The organism is Streptomyces seoulensis, assembly GCF_022846655.1.
Taxonomy (GTDB): Bacteria; Actinomycetota; Actinomycetes; order Streptomycetales; family Streptomycetaceae; genus Streptomyces.
The window spans coordinates 1,221,675-1,241,939 of the sequence record NZ_AP025667.1 but is presented as its reverse complement, the minus strand read 5'-3'; the positions used below and the strand labels follow the sequence as shown (position 1 = coordinate 1,241,939).

Sequence of the window (20,265 nt, the reverse complement as noted above, 5' to 3'; positions counted from 1 at the left end):
GCGCCGTTCACTTCTCGCCGTGCTCGCCGTCGCAGCCACGTCCCGCTCCCCCTCGTCGCCGTGTCTGGTGGTGCCACCACCACCATAAGTTCCGACTCCCCACGTTTCTTCCGGTCGCTGGAAGCTCTTTGCCATGGCGATCGACACCCCTGCCCCCGTAACTCCTCCCGCGTCCCCTCCCGTCGGCCCGGCCCGGCTGTCGGTGCGCGACCGGCTCGTCCTGTTCGTGCTGTGCGCGGCCCAGTTCATGGTCGCCCTCGACTTCTCGGTGCTGAACGTGGCGCTGCCCGACCTGGGCACCGGCCTCGGCATGAGCCGCTCGGCGCTGCAGTGGGCGGTCACCGCGTTCGCGCTGCCGTCGGGCGGGTTCCTGCTGCTCTTCGGCCGCGTCGGCGACCTCTACGGGCGCCGCAAGCTGTTCCTCTCGGGTCTCGCCCTCTTCGGCGCGGCCTCGCTGCTGGCGGCCCTGGCCTGGGACCCGGCTTCCTTCCTGACCGGCCGCGCCCTGCAGGGACTCGGCGCCGCGGCCATCGTGCCGACCGGCATGTCCCTGCTGACGACCACCTTCCCCGAGGGCCCGGCCCGCGACCGCGCGCTCGGCATCTCCGGCACCCTGCTGTCGCTGGGCTTCACCATCGGCATGGTCGCGGGCGGCGTGCTGACCGACACCTTCGGCTGGCGCTCCACGATGGCGCTGCTGGCGGTGTTCGCGCTGATCGTGCTGCCGCTCGCACCGGGCTTGCTGCCCGAGTCCCGCACCCCCGAACGCCCCCGGCTGGACGTGCCCGGCGCCGTCACCGTCACCGCCGGTCTGCTGTCCCTGATCTACGCCCTGTCCACCGCGGCCGAACAGGGCTTCGGCCGACTCGACGTGCCGGCCGCGCTGGTGGCCGGGCTCGCGCTGCTGACCGCGTTCGCCGTGATCGAGTCCCGGACGGCCGCGCCGCTGGTCTCGCTGCCGATGCTGCGCCGCCGGACGGTGGCGTGGGGCAACCTGGGCGGGCTGGTCACGTTCTCGATGATGTCGACCGTGGTGTTCGTGCTGACCCTGTACCTCCAGGAGGTGCTGCGGCTGTCGGCGTTCCTGACCGGGCTGGTCTTCGGGGTGCAGGGCGTGCTGTCGGCGGTGGCGGGCGTCTTCGCTCCCCGGGTGATCGGCCGGTTCGGCGCCCGGCGCACGCTGGTCGGTTCGCTGGCCGGACAGGGCCTCTTCGTCGCCGCCCTGCTGCCGCTGAGCACCCAGGGCTGGTCGGTGTGGCTCGCCACGGCGGCCGTGTCGCTGGCGAGCATGTGCCACCTCGGCGCGATCATCTCGTACGGCCTCACCGTCACCTCGGGTGTGCCGGACGGTGAACAGGGTCTGGCCACCGGGCTGGTGACCTCCACCCAGCAGGTCGGCCTCACGGTCGGCGTGCCCCTGCTGGGCGTACTGGCCACCACCTCCGGCGACCTGCTGGCCGGTGTCCACACGGTGATCGCGCTGGACGCGGTGCTCGTGCTCGGCGCGGCCGCCCTGATCGCCCTCGGGCTGCGCACCGCGCGGGCGTGACCTCAGTCCAGGGTCTGGGTGATCGCGCTGCGCGCGGCCGTGTGCTCCACGCGGCCGCGCGCGCCGTTGACCAGCGGCAGATACGGGGCGACATGCCCGCACTCGACGTCGGCGACGATCGGCACGCCGAGCGGCCCGAGCGCGTCGAGCACCGCCTCGTGCTGGGTCAGGGTCCGGCTGTCGGGGGCCTTGGTACGGCCGACGAGGATCGCGGCGGCCCGGTCGAAGAACCCGGCGAGCCGCATGCCGTGCAGGTTCCGGCAGATGGTGAACGCGCTGTCCTCGCAGGCTTCCACGTAGACGAGCAGCGGCTCACCGGGGGCGAGGGCGGCGGTGTCCAGGTACGGCGTCCCTGCGAGGGGGGCCAGGATCTCGGTGCAGCCGCCGATCAGCCGCCCGGTGACGTCCACGTCCCCGGTGCCGTCCAGCCGGGTCCACGTGCCCTCGGTGTCCAGCCTCGGGTCGCGGACCTCGGGGTGCCCGGCGAAGTCGTCCCAGCCGGCCGAGCGGTACCGGCCGGGCGGGGTCTGGGTGAACGGCTCCCCCTGCGGCGCCTCGACCACGTCCAGCCAGGACAGCAGGCCCTCGGGTGTCCCGTAGGGGGTGTCCATGAGGTTGTTGCCGTGCACGGTGGCGACGCCGGAGAGCAGGGTCAGCGGGGCGAGCAGGGTCGAGAGGTCGGAGTAGCCGACGACCCAGGTGGGTTCGGCCCGGCCGATCTCCGCGAAGTCCAGCAGCGGCAGCAGGTCGATGCCCGTCTCCCCGCCCCACGGGGGCACCACGGCCCGGATGCCGGGGTCGGTGAGCATCTCGGTGAGTTCGGCGGCGCGCTCGGCGGCCGGGGCGCTGAGGTGGCCCGAGCCGTCCATGCACCGGCCGACGGTCACCTCGTACCCACGCGCCTTCAGATCGCCCACGGCCACGTCGAGCCGGCCGCGCAGGGCGTCGGGCACCCCGCTGGAGGGCGAGGTGACCGCGATGCGGTCGCCGGGGCGCAGGGGGCGCGGGTACCGAAGGGTCATGCGGCGGATTCTGACACGGGGTCACCGCGGTCCCGTAAGGGTTTTCAGGGGCGGTCGAGCCGGAGCCGCTCCGCCCTGGGCAGGCCCGCGACGACCAGGTCGTAGGAGTCCTCGACCAGTTCCTCGACCAGGCCGTCGGACAGCGTGGAGTCCACCGTCACGGTGTTCCAGTGCCGCTTGTTCATGTGGTAGCCGGGGACGATCAGGCCCTCGTGGTCGGCCCGGAGCCGCTGGGCGTCCTCCGGGTCGCACTTGAGGTTGACCGTCAGGGGCCGCGCGTCCAGTGCCGCGAGGGCGAACATCTTGCCCAGCACCTTGAAGACCGAGGTCTCCGGGTTGAAGGGGAAGTCCTCCTCCACCGCGTTGAAGGACAGGCAGAGGGCGCGCAGCTCCTGGGGCTTCATTCCGTGCTCTCCTCCCGCGCCGGGACCCCGGCGGGCTCGACCAGTACCGTCACGATCTTGTTCCGGCGTCCGGCGGCGGCCTCGGCGGTCAGCTTCAGCCGTCGCTCGTCGGGCAGTTCGACCTCGGCACTCGCCCCGGCGATGGGCACGCGGCCCAGCGCCTTGGCGAGCAGTCCGCCTACGGTTTCCACGTCCTCGTCGTCGTACTCCTCCAGCCCGTACAGCTCGCCGAGATCGGTGATGTCCAGGCGGGCGGTGACCCGGTGGCGGCCCTCGCCGAGGTCCTCCACGGGCGGGAGTTCACGGTCGTACTCGTCGGTGATCTCGCCGACGATCTCCTCCAGGATGTCCTCGATGGTGACGATCCCGGCCGTGCCGCCGTACTCGTCGATGACGACGGCGACGTGGTTGCGTTCCTTCTGCATCTCGCGCAGCAGGTCGCCCGCGTTCTTGGTGTCGGGGACGAAGACGGCGGGGCGCATCGCGGTGGAGACCAGGTCGTTCTCGGCGTCGCGGTTGATGTGCGTCTTGCGGACCAGGTCCTTCAGATACACGATGCCGACGATGTCGTCCTCGCTCTCCCCGGTGACGGGGATGCGGGAGAACCCGGAGCGCAGGGCGAGGGTGAGGGCCTGCCGGATGGTCTTGTACCGCTCGATGACCACCAGGTCGGTGCGCGGCACCATCACCTCGCGGACCAGGGTGTCGCCCAGCTCGAAGACGGAGTGCACCATGCGGCGCTCGTCGTCCTCGATGAGCGACTCCTGCTCGGCGAGGTCGACCATGGCGCGCAGCTCCGCCTCGGAGGCGAAGGGGCCGCGCCGGAAGCCCTTGCCGGGGGTGAGCGCGTTGCCGATGAGGATCAGCAGCGAGGGCACCGGGCCCATCACACGGGCCAGCGGCAGCAGCACGTAGGCGGCCGCGGTGGCGGTGCTGAGCGGGTGCTGGCGGCCGATGGTGCGCGGCGAGACGCCGACGGCGACGTACGACACCAGCACCATCACGGCGATGGCGACCAGCAGGGCCTGCCAGGTGGCGTCGAAGGCGCGCAGGCAGCCGTAGGTGACCAGGGCGGCGGCGGCCATCTCGCAGGCGACGCGGAGCAGCAGCGCCACGTTGAGATAGCGGGTGGGGTCGGCGGCGATCTGCGCCAGCTTGGCGCTGCCGCGCCGCCCGGACTTGACGGCCTCCTCGGCCCGGAAGCTGGAGACACGGGCGAGGCCCGCCTCCGCGCAGGCGGCGAGCCAGGCCACGACGATCAGCGCGACCGCGCCGATCACGATCTGCGGACTCATGCGACCCGCTTACGAGACGGTCGGCGCCGGGGACGGCCCGGTCAGCCCGCGCTCGGCCCGCCAGCCGTCGACGATGGCGGCCTGGAGGCCGAACATCTCGGCCTTCTCGTCCGGCTCCTCGTGGTCGTAGCCGAGGAGGTGCAGCACACCGTGGACGGTGAGCAACTGCAGCTCCTCGTCCATGGAGTGCTTGGTCGGCGCGTCCTCGCCCTGCTTCGCCGCGACCTCCGGGCACAGGACGATGTCGCCGAGAAGGCCCTGCGGGGGCTCCTCGTCGTCCTTGCCCGGCGGGCGCAGCTCGTCCATCGGGAACGACATGACGTCCGTGGGGCCGGGCAGGTCCATCCACTGGATGTGCAGTTGCTCCATGGCGTCGGCGTCCACGACGATCACCGAGAGTTCGGAGAGCGGGTGGATGCGCATCCGCGCGAGCGCGTAGCGGGCGATGTCGAGGACCGCCTGCTCGTCCACCTCGGTGCCGGATTCGTTGTTGACGTCGATCGACATGGTCGTGCTGGTCTACTTCCCCTTGGAGCCCTTGGCGCCGGTCCTGCCCCGGCCCCCCTGGTGGGCGCCGCTCTCCGTGCCTTGGTGGCTGTCGTACTTCTCGTACGCGTCGACGATACGGCCCACCAGCTTGTGCCGGACGACGTCCTGGGACGAGAGCCGGGAGAAGTGGACGTCCTCGACGCCCTCCAGGATGTCCTGCACCTGCCGCAGACCGCTCTTGGTGCCGCCGGGCAGGTCGACCTGGGTCACGTCACCGGTGATGACGATCTTCGAGTCGAAGCCGAGCCGGGTGAGGAACATCTTCATCTGCTCGGGGCTCGTGTTCTGGGCCTCGTCCAGGATGATGAAGGCGTCGTTCAGGGTCCGGCCGCGCATGTACGCCAGCGGGGCGACCTCGATCGTGCCCGCCGCCATCAGACGCGGGATCGAGTCGGGGTCGAGCATGTCGTGCAGGGCGTCGTAGAGCGGGCGCAGGTACGGGTCGATCTTCTCGTACAGGGTGCCCGGGAGGAAGCCGAGGCGTTCGCCGGCCTCGACCGCGGGGCGGGTCAGGATGATGCGGTTGACCTGCTTGGACTGGAGCGCCTGTACGGCCTTCGCCATGGCCAGGTAGGTCTTGCCGGTGCCGGCGGGGCCGATGCCGAAGACGATGGTGTGCTTGTCGATCGCGTCGACGTAGCGCTTCTGGTTCAGGGTCTTCGGGCGGATCGTGCGGCCGCGCGAGGACAGGATGTTCTGCGTCAGGACCTCGGCCGGGGTCTCGGGACCGTCGCTCGTCCCGTTGTCGCTCGCCTTGAGCATGGCGATCGAGCGTTCCACTGCGTCCTCCGTCATCGGCTGACCGGTGCGGAGCACCAGCATCATCTCGTCGAACACGCGCTGGATCAGGGCGACTTCCGCCGGGTCACCGACCGCGCTGATCTCGTTGCCCCGGACGTGGATGTCGGCCGCCGGGAATGCCTTCTCGATCACGCGCAGGAGGGAGTCGCCCGAGCCCAGCACGGTCACCATGGGGTGCTGTGCCGGAACGCTGATCTCTGCTCTCGTCCGGTCCTGTGCGGAGGTGTGAGCTGTCGGTGTCTGAGTCATGGGCCGGCGCTGATGGCCTGCGTATCCTCCTCGTCCCGGCCGCCCCCCTTACGGCGGCCTCGCACGTCCAGAGTACGCCGGGGCGCCGTCAACCCCGCAGTGGTTTTCCCCCACAAGGGGGGTGGGGGTGGCGTGTGGGACGCGGAGGCCGCCTCCCCCCGGGCCGGCGCCAGGATGACGTCAAGCGCGGCCTCCGCAGGCCGGGGACCGACCGCGGACCGGGAGCTGACCGTCGATCCGCCGGAGGCACGTTCACGCGCTGCGGCCGAAGCCGATGGTGGGGACGGCTCGGCGCAGGGGCCAGGGGCGGTCCAGGCGGGCGGGGACGAGGGTGTCGAGGAAGGCGTAGCGGCGCAGGGCGGCGGGGTTCTGGGTCTCCAGGGACTGGACCCTGCGCCACCAGGCACCGATCTCCGACCAGCCGGGGGCGGAGAGGGAGCCGCCGAACTCCTGGACGGAGAGGGCGGCGGTGAGCCCGGCGAGGGCGAGGCGGTCGGCGAGCGGCCAGCCGGCGAGGGTGCCGGTGACGAAGCCGGCCACGAAGACGTCCCCGGCGCCGGTCGGGTCCAGGGCCTCCACCGCGATGGCGGGCACCTCGGCGGTCTCGCCGGTGCGCCGGTCCACCGCGTAGGCGCCCTCCGCGCCGAGGGTGACGACCGCGACCGGCACATGCTCGGTGAGGGCGTGCGCGGCCGCCTTGGGACAGGTCGAGCCGGTGTACCGCATCGCCTCCTCCGCGTTGGGCAGGAACGCCTCGCAGTGCTCCAGGTCGGCGAGTCCGGCCAGGTCCCAGGCACCGGTGTCGTCCCAGCCGACGTCGGCGAAGATCCGGGTGCCCTCACGGGCCGCCTGGGCGATCCAGGGGGCGCGCCGGCCAGGGGTGAGGGAGGCGACGGCGGCACGGGCGGGCGGCGGGCAGTCGGGCGCGAGTTCCTCCGGGGGCGGCTCGTGCCCGTGGGAGATCATCGTGCGCTCGCCCTCGTACGCCATGGAGACGGTGACCGGGGAGTGCCAGCCGGGCACCGTGCGCGAGGGGGTGAGGTCGATGCCCTCGCCCTGGGCCAGCGCGTCCCAGCAGTACTCCCCGTAGTGGTCGTCCCCGAAGGCCGCCGCGAGGGAGGTGCGCAGGCCGAGGCGGGCCAGGGCGGCGGCCATGTTGGCGACGCCGCCGGGGCTGGAGCCCATCCCGCGCGCCCAGGACTCGGTGCCGCGCACGGGTGCGGAGTCCAGGCCGGTGAAGACGATGTCGAGGAAGACGGGGCCGGTCAGATAGACGTCCCAGGGCGGGTCTCCGGGGGCGCGCAGGGCGGCCAGCGGGTCGACCTGGGCCTGGTGGCGCGCTGTCTGCGTGAGGTGCTCCGGGTCGCCTCCGGTTTCCTCTCCTGCGATCGCGTGAGACGGCATCAGTGCGGGCTCCCTGACGTGGTACGGATCTGGCCAGTGTGCACCACCCACCGGCGGGTGACCGAGGGTTCGGCGGCCGGAATCCGTCGGTCGCGGGGGGCTCGCGGGAGCGCGCGGGGTCACCAGCGGGGCATCACCGGGGTCCGCCAGGCGGGGTCCGCGGAGCGCATCGCCCGTGCGTCGTCCCGGTCGCGCAGGGCCCCGTCGTCCTCCGCCCAGCGCCGGTGCAGCCGGGCGAGGGCGTCGCGGTCGAGGTCGACGCCCAGGCCGGGGCGGTCGGAGACGGTGACGTGGCCGGCGGTGAAGGGCACGCGCTCGGTGAGGACGTCCTCGCTCTGCCAGGGGTAGTGGGAGTCGCAGGCGTGGTGGAGGTTCGGCACGGTGGCCGCGACCTGGGTCATCGCGGCGAGGCTGATGCCGAGGTGGGTGTTGGAGTGCATGGACACCCCGACCCCGAAGGCGGCGCAGATCGCGGCGAGGTGCCGGGTGTTGCGCAGCCCGCCCCAGTAGTGGTGGTCGGAGAGCACCACCTGCACGGCGTCCCTGGTGAACGCGTCCTTGATCTCCCCGAAGGTGGTCACGCACATGTTGGTGGCGAGCGGCACCCCGGTCCGCGCGGCCACCTCGGCCATGGCGTCGGTGCCCAGCACCGGGTCCTCCAGGTACTCCAGCAGGCCGGCGAGTTCCCCGGCCACCTTCAGCGCGGCCGGCACGGACCAGGCGCCGTTGGGGTCGAGCCGCAGCGGCCGGCCGGGGAACGCCTCGGCGAGCGCGTGCACGGCCGCGACCTCCTCCTCCGGCGGGAAGACCCCGCCCTTGAGCTTGAAGGAGGTGAAGCCGTGCCGCTCACTCAGCGCGCGGGCCTGGGCGACCACCCCGGCCGGGTCGAGCGCGGCACCCCACTCGTCCGGCTCGGCGGCGACCGTGTCGGGGTGGGCGGCCCACTTGTAGAAGAGGTAGGCGCTGTACTCGACGGAGTCCCGCAGCTTCCCGCCGAGCAGCGCGTGCACGGGGAGTCCGAGCGCCCGCCCCTGGGCGTCCAGGCAGGCGACCTCGAAGGCGGAGAGCACGGACAGCCGGAGCTTGTCGGCGCTCTGCACCCCGCGCAGCCCGCCCGCGTCGACGCCACCTTGGACCCGGCTCTCGTCCACCGCGAGGTCGAGGGCGAACAGCGCGTTCACATCCGTGACCGACCGTCCGGTGAGCCGGGCGGCCAGCGGCCGGGCCAGCTCCAGGTACCTGGTGTCGCCGTACGTCTCCCCGAGCCCGGTGGCACCGCCCGCCGTGACCACTTCCACGATCAGCCGGGGCGTGTACGGCTGGTGCACGCCCTGCGTGTTGAGCAGCGGCGGGTCGGCCACCAGGACCGGGGTCAGCCGGACCTCGGTGACGGTCAGGTCCGGGGTCACAGGGCGGCTCCCACGAGACCGAGTCCGGTGGCGAGGAGGTCCTTCAGCGCGGCGAGGTCGGCGGCACCGGGGTCCGTCAGGGGTGCCCGTACGGGTCCGACGCGCGCCCCCCTGAGCCGGGCGGCGGCCTTGACCAGGGAGACGGCGTATCCGGGTGTCCGGTCGCGGAGTTCGACGAAGGGGACGTAGAAGCCGCGCAGCAGCCGGTCGGCCGTGTCGTCGTCCCCGGCGCGCAGGGCGGTGCGGAAGGCTCCGGCGATCTCGGGGGCGAAGGCGTGCACGGCGGAGGAGTAGGCCGGTACGCCGACGGCGGTGTAGGCGCGGGCCTGGACCTCGGCGGTGGCGGCGCCGTTGAAGAAGAGGAAGTCCTCGGGGGCGGCGAGGGTGAGGCGCTGGAGCCGGTCGAGGTCGCTGTGGCCGTCCTTGAGCCCGATGACGTTCGGGATGCCGGCGATCCGCCGCAACGAGTCCACCGTGTAGGCGACTTGGTCGCGCTGGTAGGCGATGAGCGGGAGCCGGGTGCGGGCGGCGAGGTGTTCGAGCTGGGCGACGAGCCCGTCCTGCGGGGCGGCGACGAGGTAGTGCGGCAGCACCAGCAGGGCGTCGGCCCCGGCCTCCTCGGCGATGCGGGCGAAGCGGGCCGCCTGGGCCCAGCCGTAGCCGGCCCCGGCGACCACGGGGACGCGCCCGGCCGCCTCTTCGACGGCGATGGTGACGACCTGGCGGTACTCGTCCTCGTCCAGGGAGAAGAACTCCCCGGTGCCGCAGGCGGGGAAGAGGGCGCCGGGGCCGGCGGCGAGCCGGTCGGCCACATGGGCGCGGCAGCCGTCGGGGTCGAGGGTGCCGTCCTCGTGGAAGGCGGTGAGCGGGAAGGAGAGCACGCCCCGCGCCATCCCCTCCCGCAGCCGCCGGGCCACGTCCTGCGGAGCGCCGCTCACCCGCACCATCTCCTCTTGTGAATACCGTCCACGTATGAGAACCGAGGCTAGGTACACGTACGGAGGCAGTCAATGGGGCGCAGTTCAGGCGTGAAAGAAGCAGGGAGGCGCGGAGCGGGGGCGCGCAGCAAAGAGCCCCACCCCGCTCGAAGCGGGATGGGGCTCTGTTCGGAGCGCCGGGCAGGCCTTGCACCTGCATTTCCCCGCAGGAAGCGGGGCGTCTTTCCTTGGACCACCAACGCACTGTTCGCCACCGGGAGTTCCGGCGACCGCGACGTGAACAACCATAGCGCATCCCGGAGTTCTGTGCGATCACCGTCCGGGCGTTCGAGCGCGAAATCAACGGTGTCTACCCGGCCCGACAAAGAGCAAACATGATAGTGCTCTAGATCACATCGGCCGAATTTCTTCTCGAAACCGCGTGCTTGATACAACTTGCTCGCGCGCTCCCGTCGAACAGACGGCCGTCGCCCCTCCCCCCTCTTTTCTCCTCGTCGAGCTGTCGCTCTCGCCTGCCCTGGGAACGCCCGTGTCCGCCCCCCGCTCCACTCCCTGGCCCCTCGTCGCCCTTTTCACGGCCGGGTACCTCGCCTCGTATCTCCTGCCGACCACGGTCGGCCGTCTCGACAGCGCGCTGCCGCTGTCCGCCACCCAGGCCGGTGCCATCGGCAGCGCCCTGCTGCTGAGTTCGGCGTCCGCCGGGTTCACGCTGGCCGGCCGCGTCGACCGGTTCGGCGCCCGTGCGGTCGCCCGGCTGGGTCTCACCCTGGCCGTCCTCGGCTACGGCTGCGCCGCCCTCACCGACTCCGTGCCCGCCGTGGTGCTCGGCGCGGTCGTCGGGGGCCTCGGCTCCGGCACGATGACGGCGGTCGCCGCGAGCGGTATCGCCGCCGGGCGTGATCCGCACCGGGCCACCACGTCCGGGCTGCTCATGGTCTCCGCCCTGGCGGGTGCCCTCTATCTGACGATCCCCCGCCTCGGCCCCGGCCACGGGCTGCCGCTCGGCGCCATCGCGCTGACCGCGCTCGCCATATGGCCGTTCACCGGCCGGCTGCCCGCCCGTACCGCCCCGGCGGCCGGCCCCGCCGCCGTGCGCCGGCCGCTTCCCCACCGCCGGGCCGGGCTGCTGCTGGCCGCGACGATGCCGTGCTGGTCGCTGGCGCAGAACGCGCTGTGGGGCGTGAGCGGGCGCATCGGCCTCGGGCAGGCGCACCTCACCGAGATCACGGTCGGCGCGGTGTTCGCGGTCGCGCTGGGCGCCGGTCTGCTGGGCGTGGTCGGCGCGAGCGCGCTCGGCCCGCGCCTCGGCCGCGCACTGCCGATCGGGCTGGGTACGGCGCTGATCGCGGCCTGCATCGCGCTCAGCGCCTCGGCCACCGACCTGCCCTCCTTCGCGCTGGGCGAGATCGCGTGGAACCTCTGCTACCCGGTGGTGCTGTCCTACGTCATCAGCCTGGCCGCCGCCCTCGACACACGCGGCCGCTGGGCGGTGCTGGTCGGCTCGGCGGCGTCCCTCGGGACCGCGGCCGGCCCCCTGACCGGCAGCCTGCTGTCGGACCGCGCGGGCTTCCCGGCGATGGGCGGGATCCTGGCGGCGGCACTGCTGCTGGCGGCCGTCCCGATGACCGCGGTCGCCCTGCGCACGGCACCCCGCCGCCTGCGGATCGTGGAGATCCCGATCGCGGCCGGCCCGCTCGCCGAGGCCCCCCTCGCGGAACCGGTCTCCGGCGTCGAGGTCGCGGCGGTCCAGTTCAAGGACCTCCCCGTCGTGGAGATCTCCCTGCGGGAGGCCCCCGTCACCGATCCGGCCGCCGGGGACACCCGGACCGGAGAGATCCTGGCCGGGGAGATCCTGGCCGGGGAGATCCTGGTCGGCGGAGCCACCGTGCTGGACCTGCCCGCCAAGGGCATCCCGGTCGTGCAGATCCCGCTCACGGACCTCTCCGTTGGGGAGCTCCGGGCCATGGGCACCTCCCACGCCGGGAAGACCCCCGGCGCGACCATCCCGGCCTGAGCCCCCGGCACCCCGGAAACGCGACGAGGCCCCCCTGATCCACAGGGGGGCCTCGCCCGCATGCGGAGGGCTGCTACGACTCCCGGCCGGGGAACTCGTACGCCTCGACCTCCGCCAGGTACCGCGCCCGGCGGTCCTCGTCGTCCTCCAGGAAGGAGGCGAGGAAGGAGTTGCGGGCCAGCTCGCGCATCTGGTCCTCGGAGAGACCGAGGGTGTCGCGGACGGCGTGGAAGTTGTCGCCCGCGTAGCCGCCGAAGTAGGCCGGGTCGTCGGAGTTCACCGTGCACATCAGCCCCGCGTCCAGCATCGCCGGGAGCGGGTGGTCGGCCAGCGTGTCGACCGTGCGCAGGCGGACGTTGGACAGCGGGCACAGGGTCAGCGGGACACGGTCCCGGACCAGCCGCTCGACCAGCGCCGGGTCCTCCATGGACCGCAGCCCGTGGTCCACCCGCTCCACCCCGAGCAGGTCCAGAGCCTGGACGACGTACTCCGGCGGCCCCTCCTCACCGGCGTGCGCGACGCGGCGCAGGCCGAGCGCGGCGGCGGCGTCGTAGACCTCGCGGAACTTCACCGGCGGGTGGCCCACCTCGGCGGAGTCCAGGCCGACCCCGGTGATCCGGTCCAGATACGGCCTCGCCGCGTCCAGCGTGGCGAGCGCCGACTCGGCGGACTCGTCGCGCAGGAAGCACATGATCAGCTTGGTGGAGACGCCGTGGGTCTCCTCGCTGCGGCCCAGCGCCCGCCACAGGCCCTCGATCACGGTCCCCATCTCCACCCCGCGCGCGAGGTGGGCCTGCGGGTCGAAGAAGATCTCCGCGTGCCGGACACCCTGCGCGGCGGCGCGGGCGAGGTAGGCGTCGGCCAGCTCCTCGAAGTCCCGCTCGGTGCGCAGGACGGCCATCAGCTCGTAGTACAGGTTCAGGAAGGACTGGAGGTCCTCGAACCGGTACGCCTCGCGCAGGGACTCGGTGTCGGCGTAAGGAAGCTCGACGCCATTGCGCTCGGCCAGCCGGAACGCAAGCTCCGGCTCCAGTGTGCCTTCGATGTGCAGGTGCAGTTCAGCTTTGGGGAGGGGCATCGAAATATCGTACGCCCGCCCCCGCACGCTCAGCGGCGCTTGGGCAGCGGCACGAGGTCCAGGTCGCGGGCCACGGTCAGCTCGCCCTCGAACCCCGCCGCGCGGGCCTGGCGCTCGAATTCGGCCGGGTCGGGGTAGCGCTGGCTGAAGTGGGTGAGGACGAGGTTGCGCACTCCGGCGTCACGGGCCGCGCGCGCCGCCTGTCCGGCCGTCAGGTGACCGTGCTCCTCGGCGAGCGTCACGTCCTCGTCGAGGAAGGTGGACTCGATGACCAGCAGGTCGCAGCCGTCGGCGAGGGCGTGCACACCGGGGCACAGCCGGGTGTCCATGACGAACGCGAACCGCTGCCCGCGCCGCGCCTCGCTGACCTCCTCCAGCGTGACCCCGCCGAGCGAGCCCTCCCGCTGGATGCGGCCCACGTCGGGACCGGAGATGCCGTGCGCGGCCAGCTTGTCGGGGAGCATGCGCAGCCCGTCGGGCTCGGTCAGCCGGTAGCCGTAGGACTCCACCGGGTGGGAGAGCCGGTGCGCCTCCAGCGTGTAGGAGGCGGTGGTGGCGAGGGGGCCGTCCGCGTCGACGGGGGCCTCGGTGAGGCCGACCGTCTCCCGGTAGGCGGTGGAGTACCGCAGCCGGTCGAAGAAGCGCTGACCCGAGCGCGGGTAGTGGGCGGTGACCTCGTGCGGCACCCGGTCCAGGTTGATGCGCTGGATCACCCCGGCCAGGCCCAGGCTGTGGTCGCCGTGGAAGTGGGTGACGCAGATCCGGTTCAGGTCGTGCGCGGCGACCCCCGCGCGCAGCATCTGGCGCTGGGTGCCCTCGCCGGGGTCGAAGAGGATGCCCTCGCCGTCCCAGCGCAGCAGGTAGCCGTTGTGGTTGCGGTGCCGGGTCGGGACCTGGCTGGCGGTGCCGAGGACCACCAGTTCGCGTACGGACATCGGGGTTATCCGGGGGGCCAGTTCAGGCCGCGGCCGCCGAGGACGTGCGCGTGGGCGTGCCACACGGTCTGGCCCGCGCCGCTGCCGGTGTTGAAGACGGTGCGGTAGCTCTCCAGGGACTCGCCCTCGGCGACTCCGCGGGTCTCCGCGAGGACGTCGGCGGCGAGCTGCGGGGCCTGCGCGGCCAGTTCGGCGGCGTTCTTGTAGTGGGCCTTGGGGATCACCAGGATGTGGGTGGGGGCCTGGGGGTTGATGTCCCTGAAGGCGAGCGTGGTGTCGGTCTCCCTGACCACGTCCGCGGGGATCTTGCCCGCGATGATGTTGCAGAAGAGGCAGTCTTCCTGGGGTTCGCCGGCCATGTGGCTGCGCTCGCTTTCGCCGTCCGGGGTTGCCCTCGGCATCCTAGTTGTTCCTGTGCGGGTGCGTGGGGGCCGGTCGCGCCCCGGCGGCGGAGCCGCAGATCGACACGGCCCCGCGCCTCTAGACGGTCGGCAGGGTGGGCGGAGTCTTGGCCGGCTGCCTCTCCAGTGCTTCCGATGCCAGCCTTATCGCTTCGTCCAGTTGGGGGTCCTCGTCCCGTGCCCAGTCCTGGGGGCGCATCGGGATTTCCACGTCCGGGTCCACACCGTGGTTCTCCACGGCCCAGCCCGCGCCCTCCAGCCAGAAGGCGTACTTGGGCTGGGTGATGGTCGTGCCGTCCACCAAGGTGTAGCGGCTGTCGATGCCGATCACTCCGCCCCAGGTGCGGGTGCCGACGACAGGGCCGATGCCCAGGGCGCGGATCGCGGCGTTGACGATGTCGCCGTCGGAGCCGGAGAACTCGTCGGCCACGGCCACCACCGGGCCGCGCGGCGCGTCCTGGGGGTAGCTCTCGGGGCGCATGCCCCGGGGGAGGTCCCAGCCGACGACGCGGCGGGCGAGTTTCTCGACGATGAGCTGGGAGGTGTTGCCGCCGCGGTTCTCGCGGACGTCCACGACCAGGCCCTCGCGGGCCACCTCCACGCGCAGGTCGCGGTGGATCTGGGCCCAGCCGGGGGCCTGCATGTCGGGGACGTGGAGATAGCCGAGGCGGCCGCCGGAGCGCTCGTGGACGTGGGCGCGGCGCCCGGCGACCCAGGCGTGGTAGCGCAGCGGCTCCTCGTCGGCGAGGGGGACGACGACAGCGTGCCGCGGCTCCCCGCCGCCGGCGGGGGCGACGGTCAGCTCGACGGGCTTCCCGGCCGTGCCGAGCAGCAGCGGGCCGGGCCCGGTGACCGGGTCGACGGGGCGGCCGCCGACGGCGAGGAGGGTGTCACCGGGGCGTACGGCGACACCGGGCGCGGCGAGCGGGGAGCGTGCCTCCGGGTCGGAGGTCTCCGAGGGCAGCACCCGGTCGATCCGCCAACTGCCGTCCTCGTGGCGGGATATGTCAGCGCCGAGCAGACCCTGACGGGCGCCGCCGCCCCAGCCGCCGGACGGGATGACATAGGCGTGGGAGGTGCCGAGTTCACCGTGCACCTCCCAGAGGAGGTCCACGAGGTCGTCGTGGGTGGCGAGGCGGTCGAGGACGGGACGGTAGCGGTCCAGCACGCCGTCCCAGTCGACACCGCCCATGTCGGGGCGCCAGAAGTTGTCCCGCATGAGCCGGCCCGTCTCGTCGTACATCTGCCGCCATTCGGCGACCGGGTCGACGGTGTGCCGGACGCGGCCGAGGTCGACGGTGATGTGGGCGTCGCCGTCCTCGTCGTCCGGGGCGCGGCGGTCGGCGGGGACGACGCGGAGCCTGCCGTCGCTCCACAGCAGTACGCGGCGGCCGTCGCCGCTCACCTCGAAGTGGTCGGCGTCGGCGGCGAGGTGCTCCAGCCGGTGCTGGGCCAGGTCGTAGCGCTCCAGCTCGGTCTTGGGGTCGGGGGCGTCGGGGGTGGCGCGGGAGGCGCCTAGGACACCGCGCACCGGGTGGCGCAGCCAGAGCACGCCGTCCTTGGCGGCACGCAGGTCGCTGTACCGGGCGGCCTCGACGGGGAAGGGCACGATGCGGTCGGCGAGCCCGTCGAGGTCGACGCGGGTGGCGGGGGCGCCCTCTGCGCCGGGGGTTTCGTCCCGGTCGGGGGTGCCGAAGGGGCGGCCGTGGCGCTGGGGGCCGAAGGGGGAGGGTGTGGTGGCGGCGAGGGTGATGAGGTGCGGGCGGACCCCCTCGACGAAGGCCAGGTCGAAGACGTGCTGGTCGAAGACCGGGTCGAAGGCGCGGTTGGAGAGGAAGGCGAGGTGGCGGCCGTCGAGGGTGAAGACGGGCTCGTGGTCGGCGAAGCGCAGCGGGGTGGCCTCGGTGACGGTGAGGTCGGTGGTGGCCGCGATCCGGATCTGGGAGAGCGGGCGGGGGCCGGGGTGCGCCCAGGCGAGCCAGCCGGAGTCGGGCGAGAAGGCCAGGCCGTGCGGGTCGCCGTGGTCGCTGCGGTCCACCTCGCGGATCTCGCCGGTCTCCCGCTCGACGAGCAGCAGCCGTCCGTCGTGGGAGGCGACGGCGGCGCGGGTGCCGTCCGGGGACATGGCGAGTTCGAGCACGCGGCCGAGCCGGCCGGCGGCGAGCCTGCGCGGGGCGGTGCCGGGGGCGAGGCCGGTGGCGGGGGCGAACTCCAGCGCGTCGTCGCCCTCGGCGTCGGTCACCCACACCACCCACTCCTCGCCGCCCGCGCGGAAGGTGCGCGGCAGCCGGGCGCGTACGCCGGGCCGGGCGGCGAGGGCTCGGGCGGGTCCGGCGCGGTGGGTGACCCAGTGGACGGTGCCGCGTACGGCGACCGCGCTGCCGCGCGCGGTGTGGTCCGGGGCGGCGGAGTCGAGCCAGCGGGCGGCGTCCAGGACGAAGGGCTGGAGGTCGGCGCGGGCGCCGCCGAGCCGGATACCAGGGCGGCGCGGCTCGGCACCGTCCAGGTCGTCCAGCACCCACAGTTGCCCGGCGCTGACGTAGACGACCCGGGCGCCGTCGCTCGCGGCGTGCCGGGCGTAGAAGCCGCCGAGCGGGGTGTGGCGGCGCAGGTCGGAGCCGTCGGCGAGGGAGGAGTACAGGGCGCCGGTGCCCTCGTGGTCGGAGAGGAACGCGATGCGGTCGCCTACCCAGGAGGGGTACTCGATGTTGCCGTCCAGCTCCTCGTGCAGCCGGACGAACTCGCCGTCGCCGTCCCGGTCGATCCACAGCTTGCCCGCGGTGCCGCCCCGGTACCGCTTCCACGCGGAGGCGTCCCGGTTCATCTGGGCGGACAGCAGCACGGTGTGCGGGCCTTGGGCCACGGCGCCGACGGGGCCGTAGGGCAGCGTGGCGGCCGGGCCTCCGTCGAGCGGGACGGCGCGGGCCCAGCTGTGGCGGGTGCTGTGCCGTCCGGACGCGCTGATCGCCAGGACCTCGCCGTCGGGGGTCCAGTCGCGGACCTGGGTACGGCGGCTGCCCCAGTGGGTCAGGCGCCGGGAGGGTCCGCCGTCGACGGGGGCGGTGTGCACCTCGGGGGCGCCGTCGCGGGTGGAGGTCCAGGCGAGGGTGGTGCCGTCCGGGGAGATACGGGGGTGGTTCACCGGGACGTTGTCGGCGCTGACCCGCCAGGCCCGGCCGCCGTCCAGCGGGGCGACCCAGACGTCGTCCTCGGCGGTGAAGGTGACCAAGTCGCCCCGCACATGCGGGAATCGGAGGTACGAGGCAGCGTTTTCCATGGCAGCACCCTGAGTCACGCGGTCACCCTACGCGCGAACGGGCGGCCGCGGACCCGGAATTGATCACTCCTGCGCTACTTGCCCTCGACGGGCCTGCACGAGGGGTCGTTCTCGCACCACAGGGTGCGGGTGACGGTGACGGTCACCGTGGGATTCGGCTGCCCGGGCGGCCGGTACGTGGCGGGCGGAGTGGCGTCGCAGTTGCCGAGCCCGCTGACCCGGAAGACCTGCCGTCCACCGACCTCGGCGACGAGATTCCCGCGCACACACGCCCCGTTCACCGCGCGGGTCACCTTGCCCGTGACGGTGATGTCCCGCCCGTCCTTGGTCTTCCCCTGACAGTCCACGGTGACCACGGTGGACTCGCTCGGCGACCCACTGGCCGACGAACCGCCGTCCTGCCGCCCGGTACAGGTCAGCCAACTCACGTCCACATCACGCTTCTTCAGCGCGTCGGTCGCCGTCGAGTCGGTGGTGTACGCGACCGAGGCCGCCCCCAGCTCACCGGGCTGACATCCCGTCACCCCGGCGGCGACCAGCGCCACGAGCCCGGTCACGGCCAGCAGCCGCACGGGACGCGGACCACGGCGTATCCACCTCGATGCCCCCATACGACCCAGCGTCCCACCGACTCCCCCACGGCGGAAGGCCGCATAAAGCCAGTCACCCGAACGTGCGGCCCTCGCTACGCTGCCCCCCGTGCGCAACGACGAACGACGGCTCAGACATCTGACCCTGCCGGACGGCACCGCGTACCGGTGGTCGGTCAGGCACCGGCGCCTCGCGGATGGTCGGCACCGGGAGACGCTGACCCTGCACCGGGACGGCGCCGCCGTACGCGTCGTCTTCGACGAGGGGCCCGGCCGTCTCACGGGCATCGGGTTCTACCGTCACACCGGGCTCGTGAGCGACGAGCACGGGAACGGGGTGAACCTGCACGAGCCCGCCGTCGTCAGGGCCTTCGTGGACGAGATCCGTCGGCGCGGGGGCGCGGTCGGCGAGGTGGACGGGTGGGAGCTGCTGCCGGCCGTCGCTGCCGGCAACCAGACCTGAGTCCGGTCAGGACCAGCGTCCCGTGCGGCCCAGGAGGAGGGCGGCCGCCGCGGTGCCCGCCGTGGAGGTGCGCAGTACCGAGGGGCCGAGCACGCAGGCACGGGCGCCCGCCTCCTCGAAGAGCGCCAACTCGTCGCGGGAGACGCCCCCTTCGGGTCCGACCACGAGCACGATCTCGCCCCCGGCGGGAAGTTCGGCGGTGGCCAGCGGGACGGACTCGTGGTCGAAGTCGGAGTGCAGCACGGCGGCGAAGTCGGCCTCGGCGAGGAGGGCGGCGACCTGCTTGGTGGAGGCGGTGTCCGCGACCTCGGGGAAGCGGACCCGGCGGGACTGCTTGCCCGCCTCGCGGGCGGTGGAGCGCCACTTGCCGAGCGCCTTCAGCCCGCGCTCGCCCTTCCACTGGGTGATGCAGCGCGACGCCTGCCAGGGCACGATCCGGTCGACCCCGGTCTCCGTCATGGTCTCCACGGCGAGTTCACCCCGGTCGCCCTTGGGCAGCGCCTGGACGACGGTGATGCGCGGCCGGGGCTCCGGCTCCTCGCGCACCTCGGGCAGGTCGACGATCAGCCGGTCCTTGCCCTCGGTGCCGGTGACCCGGCACACCGCGTAGCGTCCGGCGCCGTCGGTGAGGACGACCTCCTCGCCGGGCTCCAGCCGCTTCACGGAGACGGCGTGCCGTCCCTCGGGGCCGTCCAGTACATAGCGGGTGCCGTCCGCGCGGAAGTGCTCGACGACGAAGACGGGCGCGGTCATCGCGCGTCTCCTCCTTGGGCTCGGATGGGTCGGTGCTGCCGCCCCGACTCGCCGCGCACGAGGTTGAGTTCGGCGGCGAGGGTGCGGACGAGTTCGGCTGCGGGCAGCGGCCGGGCCAGCCGGTGGCCCTGGCCCGCCCACAGCGACATGCCCTGGGCGTCCCCGGCCGCGGTGGCGGCCTTGCGCAGCGGGGATGTCAGGTGGTGCACGTCGGGATAGGCGGCCGGGGCGTACGGCCCGTGCTCGCGCAGGAAACGGTTGGTCAGGGCGCGGGCCGGGCGCCCGGAGAAGGCGCGGGTCAGCTCGGTGCGCGGGAAGACCGGGTCGGTCAGCGCCCGCTTGTGGGCCTCGGGGGCGCCGGACTCGGGGGTGGCGAGGAAGGCGGTGCCCATCTGGGCGGCGGTGGCCCCCGCGTCGAGGACGGCGGCGATCTGCGCGCCCCGCATGACTCCTCCGGCGGCGACGACCGGTATCCGCACGGCCTCGGCGACCTGGGTGACCAGGGACAGCAGGCCGAGCCCGGTGCCGTCGTTCTCCGCGAGGTCGCGGTGGGTGCCCTGGTGGCCGCCGGCCTCGATGCCCTGCGCGATCACCGCGTCCGCACCGGCCCGCTCGACCGCGCGGGCCTCCTCGACGGTGGTGGCGGTGACCAGGGTGACGGTCCCGGCCCGGCGCAGCGAGGCCAGCACCTCCGGGTCGGGCACGCCGAAGTGGAAGGAGACGGCGGCGACGGGATCGTCCAGCAGGACGGCGAGCTTGGCGTCGTAGCCGTCGTCGCGGCCGCCGTCGGGGTCACCGGTCTCGGTCTCGTACCAGGCGGCCTCACCGGCCAGTTGCTGCGCGTACAGCTCGACGGCGCCGGACTCGGCGTGGGCGGGCTGGGGCAGGAAGACGTTGACGCCGAAGGGGCGGCTGGTCAGCCCGCGCAGGCGTTTGATCTCGCGGTACATGCCGTCGGCGGTCTTGTAACCGGCGGCGAGGAAGCCGAGCCCTCCGGCCTCGGAGACGGCGGCGGCCAGTTCCGGCACGGCGACACCGCCCGCCATGGGGGCCTGCACGATCGGATGCACGACGAGATCGGCCAGTGCGGAGGACATGCCCGCATGGTGTCATGTCCGCCTGACAAGTCCGAAT

At 73.2% G+C, this 20,265-nt stretch carries 18 protein-coding genes; 3 read left to right on the top strand and 15 right to left on the bottom strand.

The window, feature by feature from the left end:
• Window positions 1–133: 133 nt before the first annotated feature.
• Entirely contained in the window at window positions 134–1,549 is a 1,416-nt protein-coding gene (locus HEK131_RS05695) for an MFS transporter (protein WP_244333881.1), read from the top strand.
• A gap of 2 nt (window positions 1,550–1,551) precedes the next feature.
• Here the strand turns inward: HEK131_RS05695 and HEK131_RS05690 are convergent, their stop codons facing one another.
• The 8 genes from HEK131_RS05690 to HEK131_RS05655 all read right to left on the bottom strand — a co-directional run bounded on the left by HEK131_RS05690 (window position 1,552) and on the right by HEK131_RS05655 (window position 9,629).
• A complete protein-coding gene (locus tag HEK131_RS05690) occupies window positions 1,552–2,571 on the bottom strand; it encodes a S66 family peptidase (RefSeq protein WP_244333880.1) in 1,020 nt (339 codons plus the stop codon).
• 44 nt (window positions 2,572–2,615) lie between these two features.
• Window positions 2,616–2,975 (bottom strand): MmcQ/YjbR family DNA-binding protein, encoded by a 360-nt coding sequence (locus HEK131_RS05685; RefSeq protein ID WP_217463395.1) that lies wholly within the window; start codon window positions 2,973–2,975, stop codon window positions 2,616–2,618.
• Window positions 2,972–4,270 carry a hemolysin family protein gene (locus HEK131_RS05680; RefSeq protein ID WP_217463394.1) on the bottom strand — a complete coding sequence of 433 codons (1,299 nt, stop codon included), beginning with the start codon at window positions 4,268–4,270 and terminating at the stop codon, window positions 2,972–2,974. The genes HEK131_RS05685 and HEK131_RS05680 overlap by 4 nt, the downstream gene beginning before the upstream one ends.
• Before the next feature lie 9 nt (window positions 4,271–4,279).
• Window positions 4,280–4,777, bottom strand: coding sequence for an rRNA maturation RNase YbeY (gene ybeY, locus HEK131_RS05675; RefSeq protein ID WP_161148720.1), 498 nt, complete (start codon window positions 4,775–4,777; stop codon window positions 4,280–4,282).
• Window positions 4,778–4,789: 12 nt separating this feature from the next.
• A complete protein-coding gene (locus HEK131_RS05670) occupies window positions 4,790–5,869 on the bottom strand; it encodes a PhoH family protein (RefSeq protein ID WP_244333879.1) in 1,080 nt (359 codons plus the stop codon).
• Between the two features lie 252 nt (window positions 5,870–6,121).
• Entirely contained in the window at window positions 6,122–7,276 is a 1,155-nt protein-coding gene (locus tag HEK131_RS05665; protein WP_374201487.1) for a carbohydrate kinase family protein, read from the bottom strand.
• A gap of 116 nt (window positions 7,277–7,392) precedes the next feature.
• Window positions 7,393–8,682, bottom strand: coding sequence for a glucarate dehydratase family protein (locus tag HEK131_RS05660; RefSeq protein ID WP_244333877.1), 1,290 nt, complete (start codon window positions 8,680–8,682; stop codon window positions 7,393–7,395).
• Window positions 8,679–9,629 carry a 5-dehydro-4-deoxyglucarate dehydratase gene (locus HEK131_RS05655; protein WP_244333876.1) on the bottom strand — a complete coding sequence of 317 codons (951 nt, stop codon included), beginning with the start codon at window positions 9,627–9,629 and terminating at the stop codon, window positions 8,679–8,681. Before HEK131_RS05655 ends, HEK131_RS05660 begins: the two co-directional genes overlap by 4 nt.
• 520 nt (window positions 9,630–10,149) lie before the next feature.
• Between HEK131_RS05655 and HEK131_RS05650 the strand changes: the two genes are divergently transcribed.
• On the top strand, window positions 10,150–11,634 hold the full coding sequence (locus HEK131_RS05650; RefSeq protein WP_244333875.1) for an MFS transporter: 1,485 nt from the start codon (window positions 10,150–10,152) through the stop codon (window positions 11,632–11,634).
• A 73-nt stretch (window positions 11,635–11,707) separates the two neighbouring features.
• Here HEK131_RS05650 and HEK131_RS05645 read toward each other — a convergent pair whose 3' ends face one another.
• From HEK131_RS05645 to HEK131_RS05625, 5 genes are all read right to left on the bottom strand, one after another.
• Window positions 11,708–12,712: an adenosine deaminase gene (locus HEK131_RS05645; protein ID WP_244333874.1), complete on the bottom strand. Its 1,005-nt coding sequence runs from the start codon at window positions 12,710–12,712 to the stop codon at window positions 11,708–11,710.
• Window positions 12,713–12,741: 29 nt separating this feature from the next.
• The gene (locus HEK131_RS05640) at window positions 12,742–13,647 is read right to left on the bottom strand and encodes a ribonuclease Z (RefSeq protein ID WP_244333873.1); all 906 of its coding nucleotides are present in this window, start codon (window positions 13,645–13,647) and stop codon (window positions 12,742–12,744) included.
• A gap of 5 nt (window positions 13,648–13,652) precedes the next feature.
• Window positions 13,653–14,006, bottom strand: coding sequence for a histidine triad nucleotide-binding protein (locus tag HEK131_RS05635; protein WP_244451947.1), 354 nt, complete (start codon window positions 14,004–14,006; stop codon window positions 13,653–13,655).
• Window positions 14,007–14,127: 121 nt separating this feature from the next.
• Window positions 14,128–17,325 (bottom strand): S41 family peptidase, encoded by a 3,198-nt coding sequence (locus HEK131_RS05630; protein WP_244333872.1) that lies wholly within the window; start codon window positions 17,323–17,325, stop codon window positions 14,128–14,130.
• A gap of 74 nt (window positions 17,326–17,399) precedes the next feature.
• Window positions 17,400–17,936, bottom strand: a complete 537-nt coding sequence (locus HEK131_RS05625) for a hypothetical protein (protein ID WP_244333871.1) — start codon at window positions 17,934–17,936, stop codon at window positions 17,400–17,402.
• Window positions 17,937–18,024: 88 nt separating this feature from the next.
• Here HEK131_RS05625 and HEK131_RS05620 point away from each other — a divergent pair, with 88 nt between their 5' ends.
• Entirely contained in the window at window positions 18,025–18,378 is a 354-nt protein-coding gene (locus tag HEK131_RS05620; protein WP_244333870.1) for a hypothetical protein, read from the top strand.
• A 6-nt stretch (window positions 18,379–18,384) separates the two neighbouring features.
• On the opposite strand, the gene HEK131_RS05615 is transcribed toward HEK131_RS05620, so the two are convergent.
• Together HEK131_RS05615 and HEK131_RS05610 are read right to left on the bottom strand one after the other, a co-directional pair.
• Window positions 18,385–19,131 (bottom strand): 16S rRNA (uracil(1498)-N(3))-methyltransferase, encoded by a 747-nt coding sequence (locus HEK131_RS05615; RefSeq protein ID WP_244333869.1) that lies wholly within the window; start codon window positions 19,129–19,131, stop codon window positions 18,385–18,387.
• The gene (locus HEK131_RS05610) at window positions 19,128–20,228 is read right to left on the bottom strand and encodes a nitronate monooxygenase (protein WP_217463384.1); all 1,101 of its coding nucleotides are present in this window, start codon (window positions 20,226–20,228) and stop codon (window positions 19,128–19,130) included. Before HEK131_RS05610 ends, HEK131_RS05615 begins: the two co-directional genes overlap by 4 nt.
• Between the last annotated feature and the right edge of the window lie 37 nt (window positions 20,229–20,265).